17 protein-coding genes and 1 tRNA gene are annotated in these 18685 nt (G+C 42.5%); 9 read left to right on the forward strand and 9 right to left on the reverse strand.

The features are described from left to right. Nucleotides 1-390: 390 nt before the first annotated feature. Together ITG10_RS02445 and ITG10_RS02450 are read left to right on the forward strand one after the other, a co-directional pair. Nucleotides 391-1029, forward strand: coding sequence for a YchE family NAAT transporter (locus ITG10_RS02445; protein ID WP_017629872.1), 639 nt, complete (start codon nucleotides 391-393; stop codon nucleotides 1027-1029). Nucleotides 1030-1177: 148 nt separating this feature from the next. Further along, nucleotides 1178-2023, forward strand: coding sequence for an ion transporter (locus ITG10_RS02450; RefSeq protein WP_248386668.1), 846 nt, complete (start codon nucleotides 1178-1180; stop codon nucleotides 2021-2023). A gap of 56 nt (nucleotides 2024-2079) precedes the next feature. Here ITG10_RS02450 and ITG10_RS26290 read toward each other — a convergent pair whose 3' ends face one another. After that, nucleotides 2080-2637: a prepilin-type N-terminal cleavage/methylation domain-containing protein gene (locus ITG10_RS26290; RefSeq protein ID WP_017629873.1), complete on the reverse strand. Its 558-nt coding sequence runs from the start codon at nucleotides 2635-2637 to the stop codon at nucleotides 2080-2082. A 120-nt stretch (nucleotides 2638-2757) separates the two neighbouring features. Next, complete coding sequence (asd, locus tag ITG10_RS02460; protein WP_017629874.1) at nucleotides 2758-3876, reverse strand: aspartate-semialdehyde dehydrogenase; 1119 nt, start codon at nucleotides 3874-3876, stop codon at nucleotides 2758-2760. Between the two features lie 501 nt (nucleotides 3877-4377). Between asd and nhaC the strand changes: the two genes are divergently transcribed. Beyond that, nucleotides 4378-5814: a Na+/H+ antiporter NhaC gene (gene nhaC / locus ITG10_RS02465; RefSeq protein WP_248386670.1), complete on the forward strand. Its 1437-nt coding sequence runs from the start codon at nucleotides 4378-4380 to the stop codon at nucleotides 5812-5814. A 98-nt stretch (nucleotides 5815-5912) separates the two neighbouring features. Here nhaC and ITG10_RS02470 read toward each other — a convergent pair whose 3' ends face one another. The 3 genes from ITG10_RS02470 to yejK form a co-directional block, all read right to left on the reverse strand. After that, the gene (locus ITG10_RS02470; protein ID WP_026084469.1) at nucleotides 5913-7091 is read right to left on the reverse strand and encodes a hypothetical protein; all 1179 of its coding nucleotides are present in this window, start codon (nucleotides 7089-7091) and stop codon (nucleotides 5913-5915) included. A gap of 76 nt (nucleotides 7092-7167) precedes the next feature. Next, entirely contained in the window at nucleotides 7168-8628 is a 1461-nt protein-coding gene (locus tag ITG10_RS02475) for an Hpt domain-containing protein (protein WP_017633041.1), read from the reverse strand. A 106-nt stretch (nucleotides 8629-8734) separates the two neighbouring features. Further along, nucleotides 8735-9739: a nucleoid-associated protein YejK gene (gene yejK / locus ITG10_RS02480; RefSeq protein ID WP_017633040.1), complete on the reverse strand. Its 1005-nt coding sequence runs from the start codon at nucleotides 9737-9739 to the stop codon at nucleotides 8735-8737. An 84-nt stretch (nucleotides 9740-9823) separates the two neighbouring features. On the opposite strand from yejK, the gene ITG10_RS02485 reads away from it, so the two are divergent. From ITG10_RS02485 to ITG10_RS02505, 5 genes are all read left to right on the forward strand, one after another. Further along, on the forward strand, nucleotides 9824-10051 hold the full coding sequence (locus ITG10_RS02485) for a YejL family protein (protein WP_004740674.1): 228 nt from the start codon (nucleotides 9824-9826) through the stop codon (nucleotides 10049-10051). 28 nt (nucleotides 10052-10079) lie between these two features. Beyond that, nucleotides 10080-11888, forward strand: coding sequence for a DUF3413 domain-containing protein (locus tag ITG10_RS02490; protein WP_017633039.1), 1809 nt, complete (start codon nucleotides 10080-10082; stop codon nucleotides 11886-11888). Between the two features lie 138 nt (nucleotides 11889-12026). Next, a tRNA-Ser gene (locus tag ITG10_RS02495) sits at nucleotides 12027-12117 on the forward strand. Nucleotides 12118-12204: 87 nt separating this feature from the next. After that, nucleotides 12205-13473 carry a site-specific integrase gene (locus ITG10_RS02500; protein WP_137408644.1) on the forward strand — a complete coding sequence of 423 codons (1269 nt, stop codon included), beginning with the start codon at nucleotides 12205-12207 and terminating at the stop codon, nucleotides 13471-13473. Continuing rightward, the gene (locus tag ITG10_RS02505; RefSeq protein WP_248372255.1) at nucleotides 13466-13897 is read left to right on the forward strand and encodes a hypothetical protein; all 432 of its coding nucleotides are present in this window, start codon (nucleotides 13466-13468) and stop codon (nucleotides 13895-13897) included. Before ITG10_RS02500 ends, ITG10_RS02505 begins: the two co-directional genes overlap by 8 nt. Nucleotides 13898-14585: 688 nt before the next feature. Here the strand turns inward: ITG10_RS02505 and ITG10_RS02510 are convergent. The 3 genes from ITG10_RS02510 to ITG10_RS02520 all read right to left on the reverse strand — a co-directional run bounded on the left by ITG10_RS02510 (nucleotide 14586) and on the right by ITG10_RS02520 (nucleotide 16778). Continuing rightward, entirely contained in the window at nucleotides 14586-15212 is a 627-nt protein-coding gene (locus ITG10_RS02510) for a hypothetical protein (protein WP_248386672.1), read from the reverse strand. 35 nt (nucleotides 15213-15247) lie between these two features. Then, nucleotides 15248-15619: a hypothetical protein gene (locus ITG10_RS02515; RefSeq protein ID WP_248386674.1), complete on the reverse strand. Its 372-nt coding sequence runs from the start codon at nucleotides 15617-15619 to the stop codon at nucleotides 15248-15250. A 166-nt stretch (nucleotides 15620-15785) separates the two neighbouring features. After that, nucleotides 15786-16778 carry a tyrosine-type recombinase/integrase gene (locus ITG10_RS02520; protein ID WP_248386675.1) on the reverse strand — a complete coding sequence of 331 codons (993 nt, stop codon included), beginning with the start codon at nucleotides 16776-16778 and terminating at the stop codon, nucleotides 15786-15788. A 472-nt stretch (nucleotides 16779-17250) separates the two neighbouring features. On the opposite strand from ITG10_RS02520, the gene ITG10_RS02525 reads away from it, so the two are divergent. Next, nucleotides 17251-17847, forward strand: a complete 597-nt coding sequence (locus ITG10_RS02525) for a type IV toxin-antitoxin system AbiEi family antitoxin domain-containing protein (protein ID WP_248372261.1) — start codon at nucleotides 17251-17253, stop codon at nucleotides 17845-17847. A gap of 57 nt (nucleotides 17848-17904) precedes the next feature. On the opposite strand, the gene ITG10_RS02530 is transcribed toward ITG10_RS02525, so the two are convergent. After that, entirely contained in the window at nucleotides 17905-18249 is a 345-nt protein-coding gene (locus tag ITG10_RS02530) for a hypothetical protein (protein WP_017632078.1), read from the reverse strand. Nucleotides 18250-18685 lie beyond the last annotated feature (436 nt).

An 18685-nucleotide genomic window follows, 5' to 3' on the forward strand; every position in this document is an offset into this window, starting at 1 on the left:
CAAGCAAACAGACAACTTTTTTCTACATTGCGTCATAAACTGTAAAAAAGTTTCATTTTTAGTCAGCTCACTTACATGTATACGGCCAAAACTGTGCTACTGAGAGTATATCCATACCGTTGCAACGAGCTAGAAACTGACATAATTTTTATTAAAAGCGTGCGTGAGATAACATTTAGTTCAAATCAAGTTACAACACGAAACACGAGAAAACACTTTGTAACACTGACATTACACATCTCACACTCAATTAGTTTTTCTAAAAAATAGCCCCTTCTTCAAGTTAGTTTTTTTCATTCGCTCTCATTGAATTTGTCCCTTACATTACGCACTCTGACAAAGGTCAGATCAAACCCACTATCCTACTTAACGTTACTGGAGATCGCTCTCATGCAAGGTTTAGAACTCGCAATCTTTATGCAATTCTTCCTTGGGCTTGTTGCAGCCGTAAACCCAATCGGCATCATGCCTGTTTTTGTTTCTTTAACTGCTCATATGCCACCAGAAGAGCGAAACAGGACAGCCTTACAAGCCAACATTGCTGTTGCCGTTATCTTGATTGTCTCGCTTGTTGCAGGGCAAATGCTTCTTGACATGTTTAGCATCTCGTTGGATTCATTCCGCGTTGCGGGCGGTTTACTGTTGTTGAACATCGCATTTTCGATGATGAGCGGTAAGCTCGGTGAAGATAAGCAGAACAAACAAGAGAAATCGGAATACATCAGTAAAGAGCAGATAGGCGTTGTTCCACTGGCTATGCCTCTTATGGCGGGTCCCGGTGCAATCAGCTCGACGATTGTTTACGGTTCTCGCTACCCTGCTGCTATTGATACGGTAGGCATCGGCATTAGCATTATTGCTTTCGCAACTTGTTCTTGGCTTTTATTCCGTTCAGCGCCAGTTATCGTTCGTTTCCTAGGTCAAACTGGTATCAACGTTATTACACGTATCATGGGCTTGATCCTAGGTGCGCTAGGCATCGAGTTCATCGCCAACGGCTTACGTAACCTATTCCCAGGGTTAGCATAACGTCTAGCGGAATTGGCTCGTGTATTGCGAGCAATCAAGATTGATATATAGATGAGGCGAGTAAAGCGATTGGGCTTTCACTCGCCTCGTTATTATGAAGCTTGTATAATGACTGTTAATACATTTAACAGAAGATGAACCTCTCCTTATGTCACGTAAGCCACTTAAGCATCATTTGTACGTCATTATCTTTGGCACTCACACTCCAGCCGGACGCGCATTTGATATTTCACTGATCGTTGCAATCTTGGCTTCGCTGTTGGTGCTTATATTAGAGTCGATCCCTAATGTGATGACCGAGTGGTCACAACAGCTGCGTTACATTGAATACAGCTTTACTGCCCTCTTTACACTTGAGTACCTGTTGAGGCTCTATTGCTCTCCAAAACCAAAATCTTATGCCACCAGCTTTTATGGTGTCGTTGACCTGTTAGCGATTCTCCCAACCTACCTAGCAATCATCTTCCCAGGTGCTTCGTTTATGGGTGTGGTGAGACTGCTTCGTGTGATGCGTATCTTCCGTATCCTAAAATTGGTTCGCTACCTACAAGATTCCAACATATTGCTGCGCTCACTGTTAATGGCGAGACGAAAGATTCTGATCTTCTTTAGTACTGTCGGCATCTTGGTCGTTATCTTTGGTGCTTTGATCTTTGTTATTGAAGGCCCAGAGAATGGCTTCACCAGTATTCCTCACAGTATCTACTGGGCAATCGTGACCATTACTACCGTAGGTTACGGTGATATGGTACCGCAAACCGCATTGGGTAAAGCTATCGCATCTCTGACTATGCTCTTGGGTTACTCAATCTTAGCCGTGCCGACGGGGATTATTACCGCAGAACTCAGCAATGAAATGAACTCGCACAAAGAGTTAGTCAAATGCCCAAACTGCAACCGTTCAGGCCACGATTCAGATGCCATCTATTGTAAACACTGTGCCAGTGAATTGGCCGATCCCGACAAACGTGTCGTGACTGAAGAGAAAGAATAGATACCCATAAAAAAGAGCTCCTAAGAGCTCTTTTTACATATGACAAGAAACAACCTTTAGCATCCGCTAGTTTCTGTCACTACTTTTGCCTCAGCACCGCTGCTATCTTGATATGCATGAATTTCGTAACGCGCATAGCACTTCGTTTCTTCTATCTCTTCCTTGGTTGGATAAGGGTAGTGAGTATTAGCCTCAACCAAATCCGAGATGGTATAAATCATATAGACAGGCACTGTATAACCGGGGCTATAGTTGTCGTACACGGCCCAAACAAATTCGGTCCCTTTCGATATATCATTCGTCGCATCTAAGTCGACAAACATCGGCATACCCTTGGGCTTGACCGCGGGAAAACCATAGTGATATTCACGCCCTTCTTCATCTGCTGTCGCCGAGCCAGCCCAGTACTGTTTTTCCAAGCCAGCTAACACACCCTTCCCGTAGCCAATCTCTGATGCATTACCCAGTGCAGCTGCTACGCCTTCTATCACTGACGCCCTAGCATCATGTTGTATGTTTAAAAACTTAGGCGCTGCGACAACCGCTAAAACACCTATAATGACGATAACAACAACTAACTCGATCAGAGTAAAACCTTTGAGGTTTGCTTTCATTTTCTAGCTCCAACTTTGAGATGCACTAAATGTAAGGTTTTAAAGTCAGGCCTCTGTCATCAGATACAAAAAAAGCGCCCTAAGGCGCTTCTTCTTTAATTATTCTCAGAAATGAGGCAGTTACGCTTTCTCAGCAAGAATAATACGTAATGTGCGACGTAGTGGTTCTGCAGCACCCCAAAGCAATTGGTCACCAACTGTGAAGGCGTTTAGGAAGTCGTTACCCATAGACATCTTACGGAGACGACCTACTGGTACAGACATCGTACCTGTTACTTTAGCCGGAGTCAGTTCTTGCGCTGTGATGTCACGATCGTTAGGAATCACTTTAACCCAATCATTGTGTGTCGCGATGATCTCTTCGATTTCATCCATTGGCACGTCTTGCTTAAGCTTGATCGTTAGTGCTTGAGCGTGACAACGCATTGCACCGATACGTACACAAGTGCCATCGATAGGGATTGGCTGACCATCTAGGCCAAGAATCTTGTTCGCTTCAACGCCCGCTTTCCATTCTTCTTTGCTTTGGCCGTTTTCACGCTTCACATCGATCCAAGGAATCAGTGAGCCAGCAAGAGGAGCACCAAATTGGTCTGTTGGGAATGAAGATGAACGAATCGTATCCGCAACCTTCTTATCAATATCAAGAATCGAGCTTGAAGGATTTGCTAACTCAGAGCTTACGCTGTCGTTGATTACGCCCATCTGTGAGATAAGCTCACGCATGTTTTTAGCGCCAGCGCCCGATGCCGCTTGGTAAGTCATCGCACTCATCCACTCGACCATGCCTTTTTCATATAGGCCGCCTAGTGCCATAAGCATCAAGCTCACCGTACAGTTACCGCCAACGAAAGTATTGGTGCCGCTGTGAATGCCTTGTTGGATCTGAGCCAAGTTAACAGGATCAAGAGTGATGATTGAATCAGCGTCCATTCGCAGAGTAGAAGCCGCATCAATCCAGTAGCCTTTCCAACCCGCTTGACGAAGTGCTGGGTATACTTTTGATGTGTAATCGCCACCTTGACAGGTAATCACAGCATCTAGCTGTTTTAGGCTATCAATGTCAAAAGCGTCTTGAAGTAGACCAGCATCTTTACCGCCTAGAACAGGGGCAGGAATACCAATCTGAGATGTGCTGTAATAAACAGGCTCAATCAGGTCGAAGTCTTTCTCTTCAACCATACGTTGCATCAGTACAGAACCAACCATACCGCGCCAACCAACTAGACCTACTCTCATCGCTCACTCTCCATGTATAAAATTAAAAATTGCTCTCCCCCATCTATAAGTTTTTCAGAAACAGAACTCAAGTGCTTTTTGTCAAAAAGTGTAACTTTTTCGTTTCTTTTAAGTGAACGTAATGAATCGTGCAGTTATCCCTGTATCGACACTCAATATCCTCATTACCAATAAAGAACTCAACATCGGAAAATTCAAACATTTGTACTATAGAAATCGTTGAAATTCAGCCAGATCACAAACAGCAATTCCCTCTTTAAGATCAAGGTTACTTAGAATTATATTTTACAAAACAAAAACAACGTGCGACATAAATCAACATGTCACAATAATGAATTTAACAATATTTTAGATTATGAAACCAAAATTAATTCAGTTAACAGTCAAATATCACAACTTAGACGTATTATTTCGATATAATAAACTAATTACTGTAGTGTCCGTTTCGTACCACACACTATAACGAAGCACTATAAATGCTCGAAATCACAAGAGGCTTTTATGAAGCAGAGTAAAACTCGCCTACCGAACCTATTACAGGTATTCATCGCGTTAGGACTATTTCTATCCCTTGCTTTTTCCTTTACTGCAAAGTTTGACCTTCCAATCCAACTTGCCTTGTATATTGGCTGGTTCATTATCATGGTTCTTGGTGTTCGTCTTGGCCATCAATACAAAGACTTAGAAAAAGCAGCACTCAAAGGAATATCTAATGGCTTAGGCGCAGTTTTAATACTTTTAGCCGTTGGCGCTCTTGTTGGTACTTGGATCTCAGGCGGGATCGTACCGACCATCATTTACTATGGTCTGAAAGCTATCCACCCTTCTATCTTCCTTTTAGCGACCATGATCATCTGTTCCCTAACTGCATTGGCTACCGGCACTTCTTGGGGCGCAGCAGGTACAGCGGGTATTGCGATGATGGGTATTGGCCAAGGCCTTGGTGTTCCAGCGCCAATTACGGCTGGTGCGGTACTGTCAGGCTGTTACTTCGGTGACAAGATGTCTCCGCTATCTGATTCAGTGATTCTTGCTTCTTCAATGTCGAACGTTGAAGTGGTTGAGCACATTAAAGGTATGTTGCCAGTTGCGTTAATCAGCTACGTAATTACCGGCATCATGTTTACTGCGTTTGGCTTCCACTACGCGGGCAACGTTGATATGAGCCAAGTAGAGTCTGTAATCAAAGCAATGGAAGTACAGTTCTACATCACGCCTTACTCATTCGTTCCTGTATTGATCGTGCTTGGCTTACTGGCTTTCCGCATGCCTTCATTCCCAGTGATCAGCTTTGGTTCTCTGTTAGGTATTATTTGGGCAGTGATGATTCAAGAGATCGATTTCCTAACGGCATTCAACACCGCTTGGGCACCGTTCTCAATCTCTTCTGGTGTCGAGTTCATTGATTCGATTCTTAACCGTGGCGGCATGTCTTCAATGCTGGGTTCGGTTGCGGTTATCGTGTTTGGTTTAGGTTTTGGTGGCTTACTTGATAAAGTCGGCGTACTAGAGACAATTGCGAAGGTATTCGAGCGCCGTGTAAACAGCGCAGGCTCACTAGCAACCAGCACCATTGGTACAGCGTTCATGGGTAACGTGTTCGGTTCAGCAATGTACGTATCGCTAATCCTTACGCCAAAAATCTGTGCGAAGAACTACGACCGTTTAGGCTACAAACGCAAGAACCTGTCTCGTAACGCTGAGTTTGGTGGCACGCTAACATCAGGTATGGTGCCTTGGAGTGATAACGGTATCTATATGGCGAGTATTCTAGGCGTTGCGACGCTATCTTACGCGCCGTTCATGTGGTTAAGCTTCATCTGTATCATCGTGACTATCGTGACGTCTTACATGGGCTGGTTCGTTGATAAGTGTGAACCAACGGCGCCAGCACTTGAAACTGAAGAAGCATCTGAGCTGACTAAGCAACAGGCCTAGTAAGTCATCGTTCAGGGCGTTAGAACGTAAAACAAAACGTTAATGGTATAAATGCAAAAAGAGCGCTTTAGGCGCTCTTTTTTTATCTGCTGATTTACTTATTTGTTGGCGGTTCGTTTACCCAACCAATAACCGATACCCAACGGTGCAAAGAACACCACTAAGATAAACAAGATGAAGTAGATAATCACACCTTTGATTAGCTCCATCAGCTTATCAATCGCAAGCACGACCACCTCTTGAGAGACACGGTCTAAATCTTTGGTGAACAGCTCTCTTTCTGATGTCACGATACCAGCAATCTCGATGCGCTCTTTCTCAATCATCTGAACCAAAGCTTCTCTCTCACGCGTCACCATCTTTTCTAGTGCCACACGCTCATCGCTCAGCATTGCTAACTTTTGGTCTGTCTTATCGCTGAGGTCGTTGAGCAATGGCTGCATTTCTGTCGACATAATAGAAGCCAGTGTTTGCATGTACTCTGGGTTGTTCTCAATGAAATCCTGCATGCTTGCTGACGTTTGACGAAGGCTTTCAAGTGTCATCGACAAATCTTCACCCGTGAGTGAACTGTTCATTGCAACCAACTCCGCTTTCCACGTCATCAATTTTGGCGTTTGGTCTGCCATTAGGCTTAAGCGATCTGATGCATCGCTCATGGCTTCTGGCATTGTACCTAGGCTCTGAACGATTTGAGATTCATCTTTACCCAGATAAGCCAGCCATTCGCGATAAGCAGGCGTGCTTCTGAATGTGAGGTCTTTAAATGGGTGGCTAGCAGCAAACTGAGCAACGAACGCTTTGCTGTTCTTGAAATCACTTGAGCTCAATACGCCCTTTGCTAGCTTCTCAGCTTCTTGGTCAAGAAAACGCGCTGTTGCTACAGCATCATCGGTAACGAACAAATCTGCGCCCTCGCCTTGGGCGTAAAACTGATTCATTTGAGCAGTGAACACCCATGAGTCAATTAAAGCTGACATAGGAGAAGTTTGATAAGCCGCTTGCTGTAAGCCCTGCTCTGCGTGGATCTTCCAAAGCAACACATAAGATTGATGTAAGGTGTCATCAGCCGGGTAAGATTGTGCGATTACATCCGCTGAGTCTTCTACTCTTGTAAAAAACATCTTGGCGTATTCACGCGTCATGAGGCGAGCATTCAGCTCTTGTTGAGTGAGAGGCGTCGTCTGACTATCTAACTTAACTTCTAAGAGAGAACAACCACTTAGCACAATGCTAAGCACCAACACCATCCAACTTCGACTCGAAACTCGTAACATATAAACCTCTGACAAAGACTAAGGGCGCGGATTGTATGAGCACTTCGTCAGAGTATTGTCAAAATTCCTACAAAAGTTAACGTTGATTATCTAAATATGCATGAGCTGAATCTACCGAGGCTTTTATTGCCTGCTCGAGCTCAGTTAAATCATGTTCACTGATGGCTCTTGATTGCTTCATCGTCATTTCGATACTCGCCGCAATGATCACCAATCGAGACGCTTTGATGCTACCCGCCACGCCTTTCAGGCTATGTACAACACGAGCTGCGGAAGTTTCATCTTTGGTTAGTAGCGATTTAAACTTCTCATAATCGTCAGCGTGATCTTGAACAAAAACACCAAGCAACAATTCAACAGACTCCGCATCACCATCGAGTGTTTCTAACATGTCTTCAATATCAATCGCAGGTTTTGAATCCGTGACACTGGCGACGTGTTTCTCTACCACTGGTACATTTTCAATATTTTGTTGAATAACGGGCTGACTAGCCACACTAGAACTCGGCTGTGATTGAAAATCGGAATGTTGGCTGCCAGCAATATGAGAGGCGTTATTTGATGGATTAACTACCGAGGAAGCAGCACTGTGATTCGATTCATTAGATACGCTGCCTTTTTCGCGAGCAACGCTTCCAGAAGCACCTTCTTCTAGATCAACCTCTGCATGAGAAGTTCGAGAAGCACTTTGCTTAATTGGTTCGGCTTCAGGCTCGGGAATGAATTCTTCGTCTGTTTCTTTGGTTAATTTCTTTGCATTAGCGCCCCATAAAACCAGCGCTATCATCGCCACTAAGCTTAAACCAAGCATCACCAATAATAGGTTAAATTGACGAGCGCGAAACTCAGCTTCAAGCTTGATGATCTGCTCGTTGACTGAGTTCTTCTTAATCTTATCAACCAAATAGTTGAGCTGAGCGTAATCACTCAACAATGCAGATGCATCTGCTAGCAACTGTTGAATAGCTTCTTGTTCTTCGGTTTCTAATGCATACGATTTATCGAGAATAAAATCAAATGCACGATAAGTGGCGGATGAGCTTTGATTATCAGAATACATAGCTTCGAAAACCACCACTCCAAATTCATTCAGTAGCGGTTTTAGCTTAGGAGAGAGTTCAGTATCAGCACGCAAGAGCTTGATGTTGTCGACAATATCTTGAACCTGACTTTCTATAGGGATGAACTCATCAAACTTTTCTAGGAATTGGTCTGCGACGTAAAGCAATTGATTCACATCAGGACGAAAGAAGGCGTGTTGGAAATCAGATTCAATCTGCAGCCTGGTCGAGTAAACCAATTGAGCATCAAGTGCGAGGTCATTGATTCTAGATACTCGCAATGGCTCCGAGAAATAAAGCGATTGCCTTAGTTCATTAACGCGAATACCGAGTTCTTCAATTTGAGCAAGAGAACGTGTGTAGGAACGGCTTAGATTGAGAAGTGCTAATGAAGGCAGTAGCCACAGAGCCAAGATCACAACCAAGAAAGTGGCTGGTTTTTTAAAGCGATTGGGCTTTACTACTGATTGTTCCATCTATATTCCTTGTGCGTATTTGCTGTCAGCCATTATTGGTAGCTAAAAGACTCAGCACAAAACAAGCGACAACATCCTGCTGCCGCTTCTACCCGTTAACTTCGGACTATGACTTATTGCGAGTCAGTTGGTCACGTAAGTTCGGTGGTGTGCCTTTAATTGTTAGCGTGTCTGTCTCCGGATCGTAGAAGATACGCTCGCCTAGAAGCAGACTATCAAAACTAACATTCAAACCGCCACCAGCACCAACAAATTTTGTTAGTTTACGCATAGTTGCGCGATCGGCTGGGAAGCTATCTTCTAACTCATAGCCTTGCTCACTAGTATAGTCAAAGAAGCTCGTGCCATCTGTGCTTGCTGGTAATTCGCCAGAAAGCTCACGAACTTGCACTTCATCGCCCGCTTTTAGCTGCTCGTTACAGTAGTCTGCAACCTGCTTTTTGTAGCTGATCGCTTCTTCTTTCTCTAATTTAGAGTCAGAAACAAAATCTTCTACCGCTTGCATCAACACTTGGTTTTGCTGCTTAGCATCTAAACCGACTTCAGCTTGAAGAAAATCTAGGAAGAAATCCGCGACTTTACGGCCAACACGTCCTTTAATATAAGTTAAGTAACGGTTTGACTCTTTGTCTGTCTCGTAAGTCGACAAGTCTAGGCGCGCCGCGATATCCATTTTTGAGATATCTAGGTAGTCAGTTGCGCTAATATCTAACCCTTCTGTCACCTTTAGGCTTTGGTTTGAAGGCAGCAGACCGATGAAAAGGTAATCTGTCGCAAGTGACTGATATTCAGCCATTACCAAGATACCTTCGTCAGCGAATGGGTACTTTGATAGCTCTTCTTTTAGACGTTGCGCACTCTTTTGAGAAAAATCGTAAAAGTTTGTCTCACCAGCACGAAGTTGATGCAACCACTGCTGAAATTCGCTGTCAGATTTGAAAGAACCAAACCCTTTGCCTGCTTTTGAATTAAAAACACGGTGAAGTTCAGCAACTAGGCTTTCAGATGAAGCATCGTTTTCTAGAGATTCAGCACGATAGTTAACAATCAGTTCATCCTGATCGTTCTTACTCAGCTGGTGTAAAATTACGTTGGAAAGGTGAAGGCTCATAGTGAAAATATTACCGTTCAGGTTTCAGTTGTCGTGCATAGTAGGTTATCATAAGCCGCTTTTACTATCATTATTAGAGTCCTTATGCCGATTATATCTAAATACACAGATGAACAAGTTGAAAAAATCCTAGCTGAAGTAGGTGCTGTACTATCTAAGCACAAAGCTTCACCAGAACTTTCACTGATGATCGCTGGAAATATCGCAACCAATGTCTTAAATCAGAATGTTGCTGCTTCACAACGCAAAGGAATTGCTGAAAAATTTGCCGAGGCTTTAATTTCTTCTCTTGAAGATAAAAAGTCTCACTAAATTTGATTGACGGATAAAAGAATTATAAATGGTAGACAGCGCAAACTCATATAGCGATCGTGTATCTCGACTGGTTGGTTGGGGTCACTGGTTTGCATTTTTCAACATCATTGCTGCGATGTTGATTGGTACTCGTTATATTACTCAATCTGCTTGGCCAGAAACCTTGCTGGGTCAATTCTATTTGGCTGCATCGTGGGTTGGTCATTTCGGCTTTTTAGTGTTCGCGCTCTATCTATTAGTGCTGTTCCCGCTCACTTTTATTCTTCCGTCGAGGAAGTTATTACGTTTGGTTGCCGTTTGTTTCGCGACCATAGGTTTAACTGTCCTACTGATTGATACCCAAACGTATCAAAATATAAACCTCCACCTGACGCCTGTCGTGTGGGAGGTTTTATTCAGTGGAGAGGAGTCTGCATTCACATCTGACTTGCAGCACCTCTTCATTGTTATGCCGCTTATCTTCCTACTGCAACTCGGTCTGTCTGAGTGGGTTTGGCGTAAGCAGCGTAAACTGTCTCACAAACACATCGGCCGTCCAATCACCGCCGTGTTCTTCTTGTGTTTCATCAGCAGCCACCTGACTTACATGTGGGCTGATGCGTATTTCTATAACCCGATTACTAGCCAAAAAGCGAACTTCCCACTGTCTTACCCAATGACAGCGAAAAGCTTTATGGAGAAACATGGTCTATTAGACCGTGAAGAGTATTTACAGCGTTTAGAAGCGAACAAAGAAAACGTAAACCTAGTTAGCTACCCGCTAGAAAAAATTCAATACAACCGCCGCAGTGATGACCTGAATATCCTGATGGTGAGTGTAAACAACCTTCGCTCTGATGCACTGAATGCCACAGCAATGCCAAACAGCTACGCTTACGCGCAACAGTCGATCAATTTCACCAACCATTACAGTTCAAGTAACGATATGTTTGGTATTTTCGGTCTGTTCTATGGCCTTCCGAGCAGCTACGCAAGCAGCATCGAAGCACAAGGCTCAAGCGCAGTACTGTTGGATGTTTTAGACAATCATAATTATAAGTTTGCTGCTTTCAGTGGCGACAACTTTGACGATGCACTTTACTCGGAAATTATCTTCCGAGGCCGTGACGTTATGCCAGAGCAAGCAACTTATGATGACCAAAGCGCGATACAAGCTTGGGCGGATTGGATTCAATCACCACAGGCTAAACGCCCTTGGTTTAACTTTATTGAACTGACCACGCTGGATAACTTCTCTAGCTACGATTCAAGTTCAGAGTCAGATTCGACGTTGAGCACAGCAGAACGTTTTGCGGCAGACTATCAGAAATCTGCTCAAGCGGCCGATGCTCAACTAGCGACTATCTACGCTGAACTAGAGCGCTTAGATCTTATCGACAATACGGTGGTTATCATTACTTCTAACCACGGTACTGAGTTTAACGAAACCAAAACCAACAGCTGGGGTGCAAACTCTAACTACAGCCGTTACCAATTACAGGTGCCTCTATTCATCAGTTGGCCTGGTAAGTCTGCTTCTGAGTACACTCACCGCTCTAGTCACCTAGATGTGTCGGTAACACTAATGCAGGAGCTATTAGGCGTGTCATCGAACCCAACTGACTTCAGTAGCGGTCGCAGCCTGTTTGATGAGCGTAAGAGAAAATGGATTCTAGCGGGTGATTCTCGCGAGCTTGCACTAGTTACTGATCAGCAAACAACGGTGTTAGATAAATTTGGTAACTACAAATTGTACGACCAAAACTACAAACGCCTGAAAAACGTAAGCCCTCGCTTACCTGTATTGATGCAAGGCCTCACTGAACTACAGCGTTTCTACACAAAAAATGACTAAATGATCATCAATGAGAAAAGGGAAGCCAGTGGCTTCCCTTTTTTATTGCCGTGAATGATTAGAAAACAAGCAACAAAACAAAATTATGAAAATTAAGGGTTTACAAGATCCTCCGCCCCTTATATTATTCACGCCACTGGAGGGATGGCTGAGTGGTCGAAAGCACCGGTCTTGAAAACCGGCAACCGTTAATAGCGGTTCTAGGGTTCAAATCCCTATCCCTCCACCACTATTCATCAAAAAAAGCCTTTGATTATCAAAGGCTTTTTTTGTATCTGTAAGACTTGAATTTGCTTCGAACCAACGAGGTAAGTCAATGTATATACAAAAATCTCCCCACGGTGTCTATTACGCACGAATCTGTACTCCAGCACAGTTGAAAGCGTTGGGATTCCCATTCGATCTAAAAATCAGCCTTCGAACAAAAGACCCTAAGCTAGCTAAAGTCATTGGCTTAAGCCTTGTCAGTGCTGTCAAAGAGGCCTTTCGTACTACAGACTCTCTGTGCTTTTCAGAGTTTCAGTTGCATCTAAAAGGCATTTTGTCCCACCACCTGAACTTACAATCACAAAAGCAGGACGATCGCTTACATTTAGGTTGTATAACTTCCATAAGTCATACTTCTAAGCGTTTGAGTGAAGAAAAGCATTGGAGTGAAGCGTTAGAACACTTTCTAGAGTTCAAAGGGGTTCAAGGGGTCAGTGCATTGACTGTCCATCAGTTGAAACAGCGCATTACCTTTTTCTTTGAGAGCACTACGCCATCTGGTTTATCAACAATAACTGCGATGGCACTGATGGAGTACATTAAGACTCTCAATAGCTCTAGTCTTTCAGCAAAAAGCTGTAAAGATTACTACGCCGCGCTGAGTCAATTTATACGTTGGTGTGCGACCATGTCTTTGATTGAAAGAAACGTGTCTGCAGATATCAAAGCGACTTTCAAGAAGTCTATAAAAGCTGATAAGCAGCGCTCAAGGTGGTCAGAGAGTCAGCTTTCAACACTCTTCTCATCTGAGCAGTTTCAGCAAGTGGATAATGGTTTCTACTGGGTTACTTTATTGCTCACGTACATGGGGATGAGGCCGAATGAAGTGTGTCAGCTACGTACAGAAGACGTGGTCGTTAGCGGTCCAGTCCCTTACTTAAACGTAACAGATGAAGGTCACGGACAGCGGATCAAGAATCGTTATGCTCTGCGACAAGTCCCCATTCATCAGAGTCTAATCAAACATGGCTTTCTTGAGTATGTTGAGCTTCGTAAGAACAATAGCAAAACCGATCTATTCGATTACAAACCACTGGGTCTCAACAAGGACTGGAGCCAACAATATTGCCAACAATTCGGCAGACTCCTATCTAAGATCGGATTGAAAGCAGGGCAACGCCCTACTGCGTACTCCCTCCGTCACACTTTCATTGATGTTCTTAAGCAAAAGGAAGTGGCTGAGTCTACAGTCGCTGATATCGTTGGCCATCATCACCCCTCAATGACATTTGGCCGATATGGTAAGCAAACAAAACTGAAACTTATGCTTAGTGCGGTGAACCAGTTCTCACTTCAACTGGGAGGCTCACATGAGTAAGTTCAACTATGATGAGTTGCACACGGTTTATAAGGCGTTCAAGCAAAGCTATTTTGAAGGGGATGAAACCTCGTTGCTTGCGTTATCAAAACAGTATGACTATCAAGATATCCACTGCCTCTATCAGCTTTTTGAGCGCCTCGAAGATAAGCCAAGCACAACATCTATGTCATTAATGGCATTAGGAATAGGTTGGCAAACACAGCAGGCACTGTTTGGTGACTTTGAAACACTGAGAGAGATTGCAGGGCTCGTAAGCCCTCCTCCCATGTCACACGTAGAGTGTTTTGATGCCTTTGTTCTACCTTATTGGACCATTATGTCAAAGAAAGGGATTGTTCTTATTAGCACTAGAAGCCAAGAGCATTTTACTTTCGTACATCGTGTGTCAGGAGTAGAAATTCAAGTTAATATAAAGCGCTGACTCTCAATGTCATTTTGAAAAACCAAATCTCGTGAACACCTTAGAGCTCACGAGATTTACCTTTTAAATTATTATGAAGACCTTATCAATCGAACTCTCGGTCGGCACTCATTCTCCGTTTTTTGGGGGAAGCAGTGTTCAGGTTTTCCCTATTATCTAGGAGGGCGTCTTTCATCCCACATACAATTGCCTGCTGTATTGGGTTTCCATCCAATTTTGTCATGTGAGCTGACATCCTTCTTTCTAATAAAGTCAGTAGTTCTTTCTCATCCCTTTGTTCAAAGACAAATGATTTCATCAGATCTTGAAAGATGGGAGCTAACGTCTCAATAACGGTATGAGTCAGTTTAGCAATCACCTTTTTTAGATATGAGATCGATTTCTCTAACTGTTCATTTTTTTCTTCACTGTGTAGAGCTTTTGATTCTGCCGTTTTGAGCTGTTCTTTGACTGTTGATAGATCGGTTAAGGTTGTATCCAGTTGATTGGTTGCAGTGTTTGTGGCCGATCGTAGTAAGTCTATATCTACATGTAATCTCCTTATTTTTCTTGTTCCTCCTTTTGTTTATTTTTAACTTCGTTGATGTGTTGATTTAATTGGCTCAACTCCTCGAGCTTCAATGCGATTATTTGCTCAATTTGCAGTTGCTCGTTTTCCAGCATTCTAGTGTGATAATTATAATCCCTTTCACTTTTTTTTTTTTTTTTTTTGCTTTCCTTGCCGGCGCATTTCTTTTACTTTTTGTTTATCTTTCTGAAGTTCTTGATTGAACTCCATGCTCAATCCTTTTTCTATGAAGAGGTTTTTATTCATAAACCGCCGAAAACATTCCTGCAACAGCGCTCCATGCTCTGATTGCTCCCTTCTTGTAAAGCACGCTCCTTTCCTGTATTGAATTGGCGAGTGTGAGTGGTCCAAGAAGTTCTTCATCATTTGAGCTAGATTTGCTTTGGCTACTCTAAGATCCCACTCTTTAGTTCGGCTATTTTGCGCGTTAAGGAAGAGGTGGACATGTTCCCCAGTATCTTCATTGAGACTTCTTTCATCGCTATGAACAAACACTGAGATGATTTCATATTCTTTGAAGTAGAGGCGGTAATAATCCATCAGTGCTTCAGCCATTTCACGGCCACAAACAAGGTCCTGAGAAACTTCATTTCGGTGTGGGATGACAAAAATCGACTCTTCTACCAAGTTTGAGTTCAAATTTTTAGGGAACGAAACCAGTTTGTTATGAAGTGAAATGTACTTCTCAAAAGCGTTCAGCCTCTGCTTCTTGCGAGAGAAATCAATACTCCTAGCTTCATTAAGCAAAGAGTCGAGTTTAAGCGGGACATGTTCAGGGGTGCCTAAAATCTTAGCGATAAAATTAGTCCCTCGGGATTTCCCTTTTCTGATTGTAAAGCGGCTTTTAGTTTCTTCTTATATGCTCTCTTTCTTTGTTTACATTTAGTTAGGCCTTCTTGAGGTTTCTGAGGAAGTCTTATAGATTCGATAAACTGGGATTTATCGTCATTGCTCAATTCATCAAGTTTCGTCCATTGGTTATTGATATATACTTCGTTGAGGTGACTGAGATCTGGATTCCATTCAATGGTTTCAGATTTCGCATTTTCATCTCGGATACTATGTCCTGCTGACTTCTTAAGCTTGGCCTGTTTTTCTGCTGTGCCGGAATACGGAAGCGTTGAAAAAAAGCATGTGATGGCTTTATTTTTCATTGTGTAGTCCTCGGTTTGTGTGTTGTCGTGTTGGGGTTGAGGGGCGTAGCCCCCACCAAGAAGCTTTCGTTCATCTTTTACGCAGTAAAAGTGTTGCGAAAGTGTCCTTGGTTACGATGTCGTTATCTTTTTGAAAGCCGGTGTCGAGACACCGGAATGAGGCAAATTAAAGGATGGGTTTGTCGACCGAATTTGCAGCTTTCTGAAAGTGCAAATCAATCAGGTTGGGGTAGTCTTTTGCGTCTTCTTCAATCCACTTTGAGTAATGCTTATAAAGCATATCTAGCGTGTTGTGCCCTAGTTGAGACCTTATCCAATAAAGATTTGCCCCACTCAAAATAGCTTGAGATGCGAATGTATGACGGGCCTGACTCGCACCTCGATGAGCGACGTTGGCTGTAACGAGCCAGTTTTTAAAGGTGCGATCTATTGCTTTATCTTTTTGGTAAAATTTCCCTGTATCAAGATTAGGGAATAGAGGTTTTGCGGTAAGTTTGGTTCGGGTCTTTTGATCACTTTCGGTGATATGGATTTCTTGAGCCGCTAAGCCAAAGATTGAACTTAACTGGTTTTCAATTATCTTTTGGGCTGTCTTAGACAATTGAATCCTACGCTTTGATCCCGTAGTTTTTGGCCTTTTAAAGTGATTAACTACGCAAGCTCTCTCGACTTTAAGCTCTCTTTTTACTGGGTCATAATCATCAACAACTAGTGCCAACCACTCACTTTTTCGAAGCCCTGTATGGCAAGCCAGAAGGACCCCATTTTTAACACTTGAGCAATCTGCTGCTTGGTGAGTTAAACGGGTTATATCATTCAGTGTGAATGGATTACAGCTAATGGGAGCATTTTGTAAGTTATGGATACCATCAACTGGAGATTGTGTAATAAGCCGATCCCCAACTGCAAACGTGAATACTTTTCGGATAAGTGTCAGGTCTTCATTTAGTGTTTTGTTTGTAAGATCATTGTGTGCATGTAAGTAGCGAAGAATACAGCTTCGTACGATATCTCGTATGTCGAATTCTCCGAAAAACGTTACGATACGTTTTAACTTAGATCTCCATGCTTTTATTGTTGAGTTAGCGTAAGTTCCTTTTTCAAGTTCGAACATTGTTTCTGCTACCGTGCGAAACAAAAACTTATCTCTGCATTTCATGATGCAAACCTCATTTTTATTTGAGATCTACGTTACAGATTTACAAAAAAACCGTCAATAACACTGGCAAATCATAAGTGCATGATTTTACTATAAAATAATTACACACCCCAACATTATTGCTTAAATAACAATTGCTTAAAAAAGTAATTAAGCGATATCGCATAATATAACCAACCAATCTATTTAACTTATTAATGAATTTTAACCAGCAAAAACCACCATAATTAACCACTAAAATTAGTTAATGATGTTGAATTGGTTATATTTTTAAACATGATCTATTGAAATATGAAATTCATAATTTTTTGTTTATCTTAATCACTTTGATATGTAGGAAGTTGGCTATTTTTAATGGGTTTAGCTATTTTCGCTCAATAGCAGTGTTGTTTGCACCATCTAAGGAATGAAAGAAAAATGTTACGTTTTGGCATATAGTACAAATTAAGTATGACAAAACGTATCATTAAAAATGAATCCATCACAACTCGATAAGCTTAAAAAGCTATCCATATTCACCACCTCAGACGCTGCAAAATTCAATGTAACTCGTGCCGCCCTTTCTCGCGCTGTGGAAAAAGGTGACATAGAAAAACTACAGCGAGGGCTCTACGGGTATATAGGTAGAGAAGAATCGGAGATGCACTCTTTTGCTGAGGTCAGTGTCAGAGCGAAAAAAGGGGTTATCTGCCTTCTATCAGCACTCAGTTACCACAATCTCACTACCCAAGCACCTTTTCAGATATGGCTCAGCATTAAAAAAAATGATAGAGCTCCCAATATTGAGTACCCAAGCATTAAGATTGTTCGTACCAGGGACGTGAAGGATTTGGGGGTGATCTCAACACAAGTTGATGGCATCCCTATTTTAGTAACGGACGTTGAGCGGACGATTGTTGATTGCTTTAAGTTCCGCAACAAGATCGGGATTGATGTCGCGATTGAAGCACTTACAGAGGCAAAAAGAGCTAACAGATTAGAGCAAGGGAAGCTCTGGGAGTATGTAAAGCATTACAGAATGACAAATGTAATGATGCCCTATATGGAGATAATAAACTACAGTGGGTAGTCACTTACTTCTAACACGTTGTTACCTTCTTTTATAGAGTGCTAGATTGAACATTGATCATATTGTAAAAAGCCCAGCAATTGCTTCGACGGTTATATTCTCAGGACAATGACCATAACGCTCCTCTAAAGCGTGGAATTGCTCAAGTGTGAAGCATATAGCCAAAGAATTTAAGCGTTTTCCTTTGAGGGTTTCCAGAGGAAAAGCAGCGGTAGAGCAACTTATATCAACTTCTCCCCAAATAACACGCTGACCGTCGCGCTTTTTATAGCGTTCATCTTGCTTGAGGATGCTTCTGCCTTTCAAGGTATCAATTATAAATCTTAAAGGGAGGTCGTTTATCTTTGCTAAATGCAGCAATGTGTTGACCTTCGTTTTATAGCGCTTACTAAAATATCGCATAGTTTTCCTGATACAGTTTCTTGAATACTTGTGTAGTTTTATAACTAACCACAGACGATTAAACTGCAGCAGTGACATTACCTAGTTTAAACCCCTTGATTCTATTTTGCTGGTTAACGAATGTCAGGTTAACTGTCGATAGCTGCTTAGCAAATTCATATAACTCAAAATTCACAAAGTATGAAAATGGGCATAATTGTGCGGTTCTTTCATAAAAGTAACATGTTGATCTTTGAACTGTAAATCGCTCAAAAAGCGCCACAAACTCACAAGGGTGTGTAATTTCGTGGGGTTAAATCTAGAACCTACGATTAGATTTGCTACATTCACTTCCTCTCGCAACTGTATGCCTAAACCTCATTTCAAAATAACCAAATGGAAGCAATACGGTCTTAACCATGCAGCCCTCAGAGTTAGTTCCACTTCGCTAAATATA

This window comes from Vibrio sp. ED004 (assembly GCF_023206395.1).
In the GTDB taxonomy this organism is placed as follows: Bacteria; Pseudomonadota; Gammaproteobacteria; order Enterobacterales; family Vibrionaceae; genus Vibrio.

Bases quoted from the DNA above. Each gene is read 5' to 3' on its own strand.
- ITG10_RS02445 (WP_017629872.1), top strand. From the start codon at position 391: ATGCAAGGTTTAGAACTCGCAATCTTTATGCAATTCTTCCTTGGGCTT.
- ITG10_RS02450 (WP_248386668.1), top strand. From the start codon at position 1,178: ATGTCACGTAAGCCACTTAAGCATCATTTGTACGTCATTATCTTTGGC.
- ITG10_RS26290 (WP_017629873.1), bottom strand. From the start codon at position 2,637: ATGAAAGCAAACCTCAAAGGTTTTACTCTGATCGAGTTAGTTGTTGTT.
- asd (WP_017629874.1), bottom strand. From the start codon at position 3,876: ATGAGAGTAGGTCTAGTTGGTTGGCGCGGTATGGTTGGTTCTGTACTG.
- nhaC (WP_248386670.1), top strand. From the start codon at position 4,378: ATGAAGCAGAGTAAAACTCGCCTACCGAACCTATTACAGGTATTCATC.
- ITG10_RS02470 (WP_026084469.1), bottom strand. From the start codon at position 7,091: ATGTTACGAGTTTCGAGTCGAAGTTGGATGGTGTTGGTGCTTAGCATT.
- ITG10_RS02475 (WP_017633041.1), bottom strand. From the start codon at position 8,628: ATGGAACAATCAGTAGTAAAGCCCAATCGCTTTAAAAAACCAGCCACT.
- yejK (WP_017633040.1), bottom strand. From the start codon at position 9,739: ATGAGCCTTCACCTTTCCAACGTAATTTTACACCAGCTGAGTAAGAAC.
- ITG10_RS02485 (WP_004740674.1), top strand. From the start codon at position 9,824: ATGCCGATTATATCTAAATACACAGATGAACAAGTTGAAAAAATCCTA.
- ITG10_RS02490 (WP_017633039.1), top strand. From the start codon at position 10,080: ATGGTAGACAGCGCAAACTCATATAGCGATCGTGTATCTCGACTGGTT.
- ITG10_RS02500 (WP_137408644.1), top strand. From the start codon at position 12,205: ATGTATATACAAAAATCTCCCCACGGTGTCTATTACGCACGAATCTGT.
- ITG10_RS02505 (WP_248372255.1), top strand. From the start codon at position 13,466: ATGAGTAAGTTCAACTATGATGAGTTGCACACGGTTTATAAGGCGTTC.
- ITG10_RS02515 (WP_248386674.1), bottom strand. From the start codon at position 15,619: ATGAAAAATAAAGCCATCACATGCTTTTTTTCAACGCTTCCGTATTCC.
- ITG10_RS02520 (WP_248386675.1), bottom strand. From the start codon at position 16,778: ATGAAATGCAGAGATAAGTTTTTGTTTCGCACGGTAGCAGAAACAATG.
- ITG10_RS02525 (WP_248372261.1), top strand. From the start codon at position 17,251: ATGAATCCATCACAACTCGATAAGCTTAAAAAGCTATCCATATTCACC.
- ITG10_RS02530 (WP_017632078.1), bottom strand. From the start codon at position 18,249: ATGCGATATTTTAGTAAGCGCTATAAAACGAAGGTCAACACATTGCTG.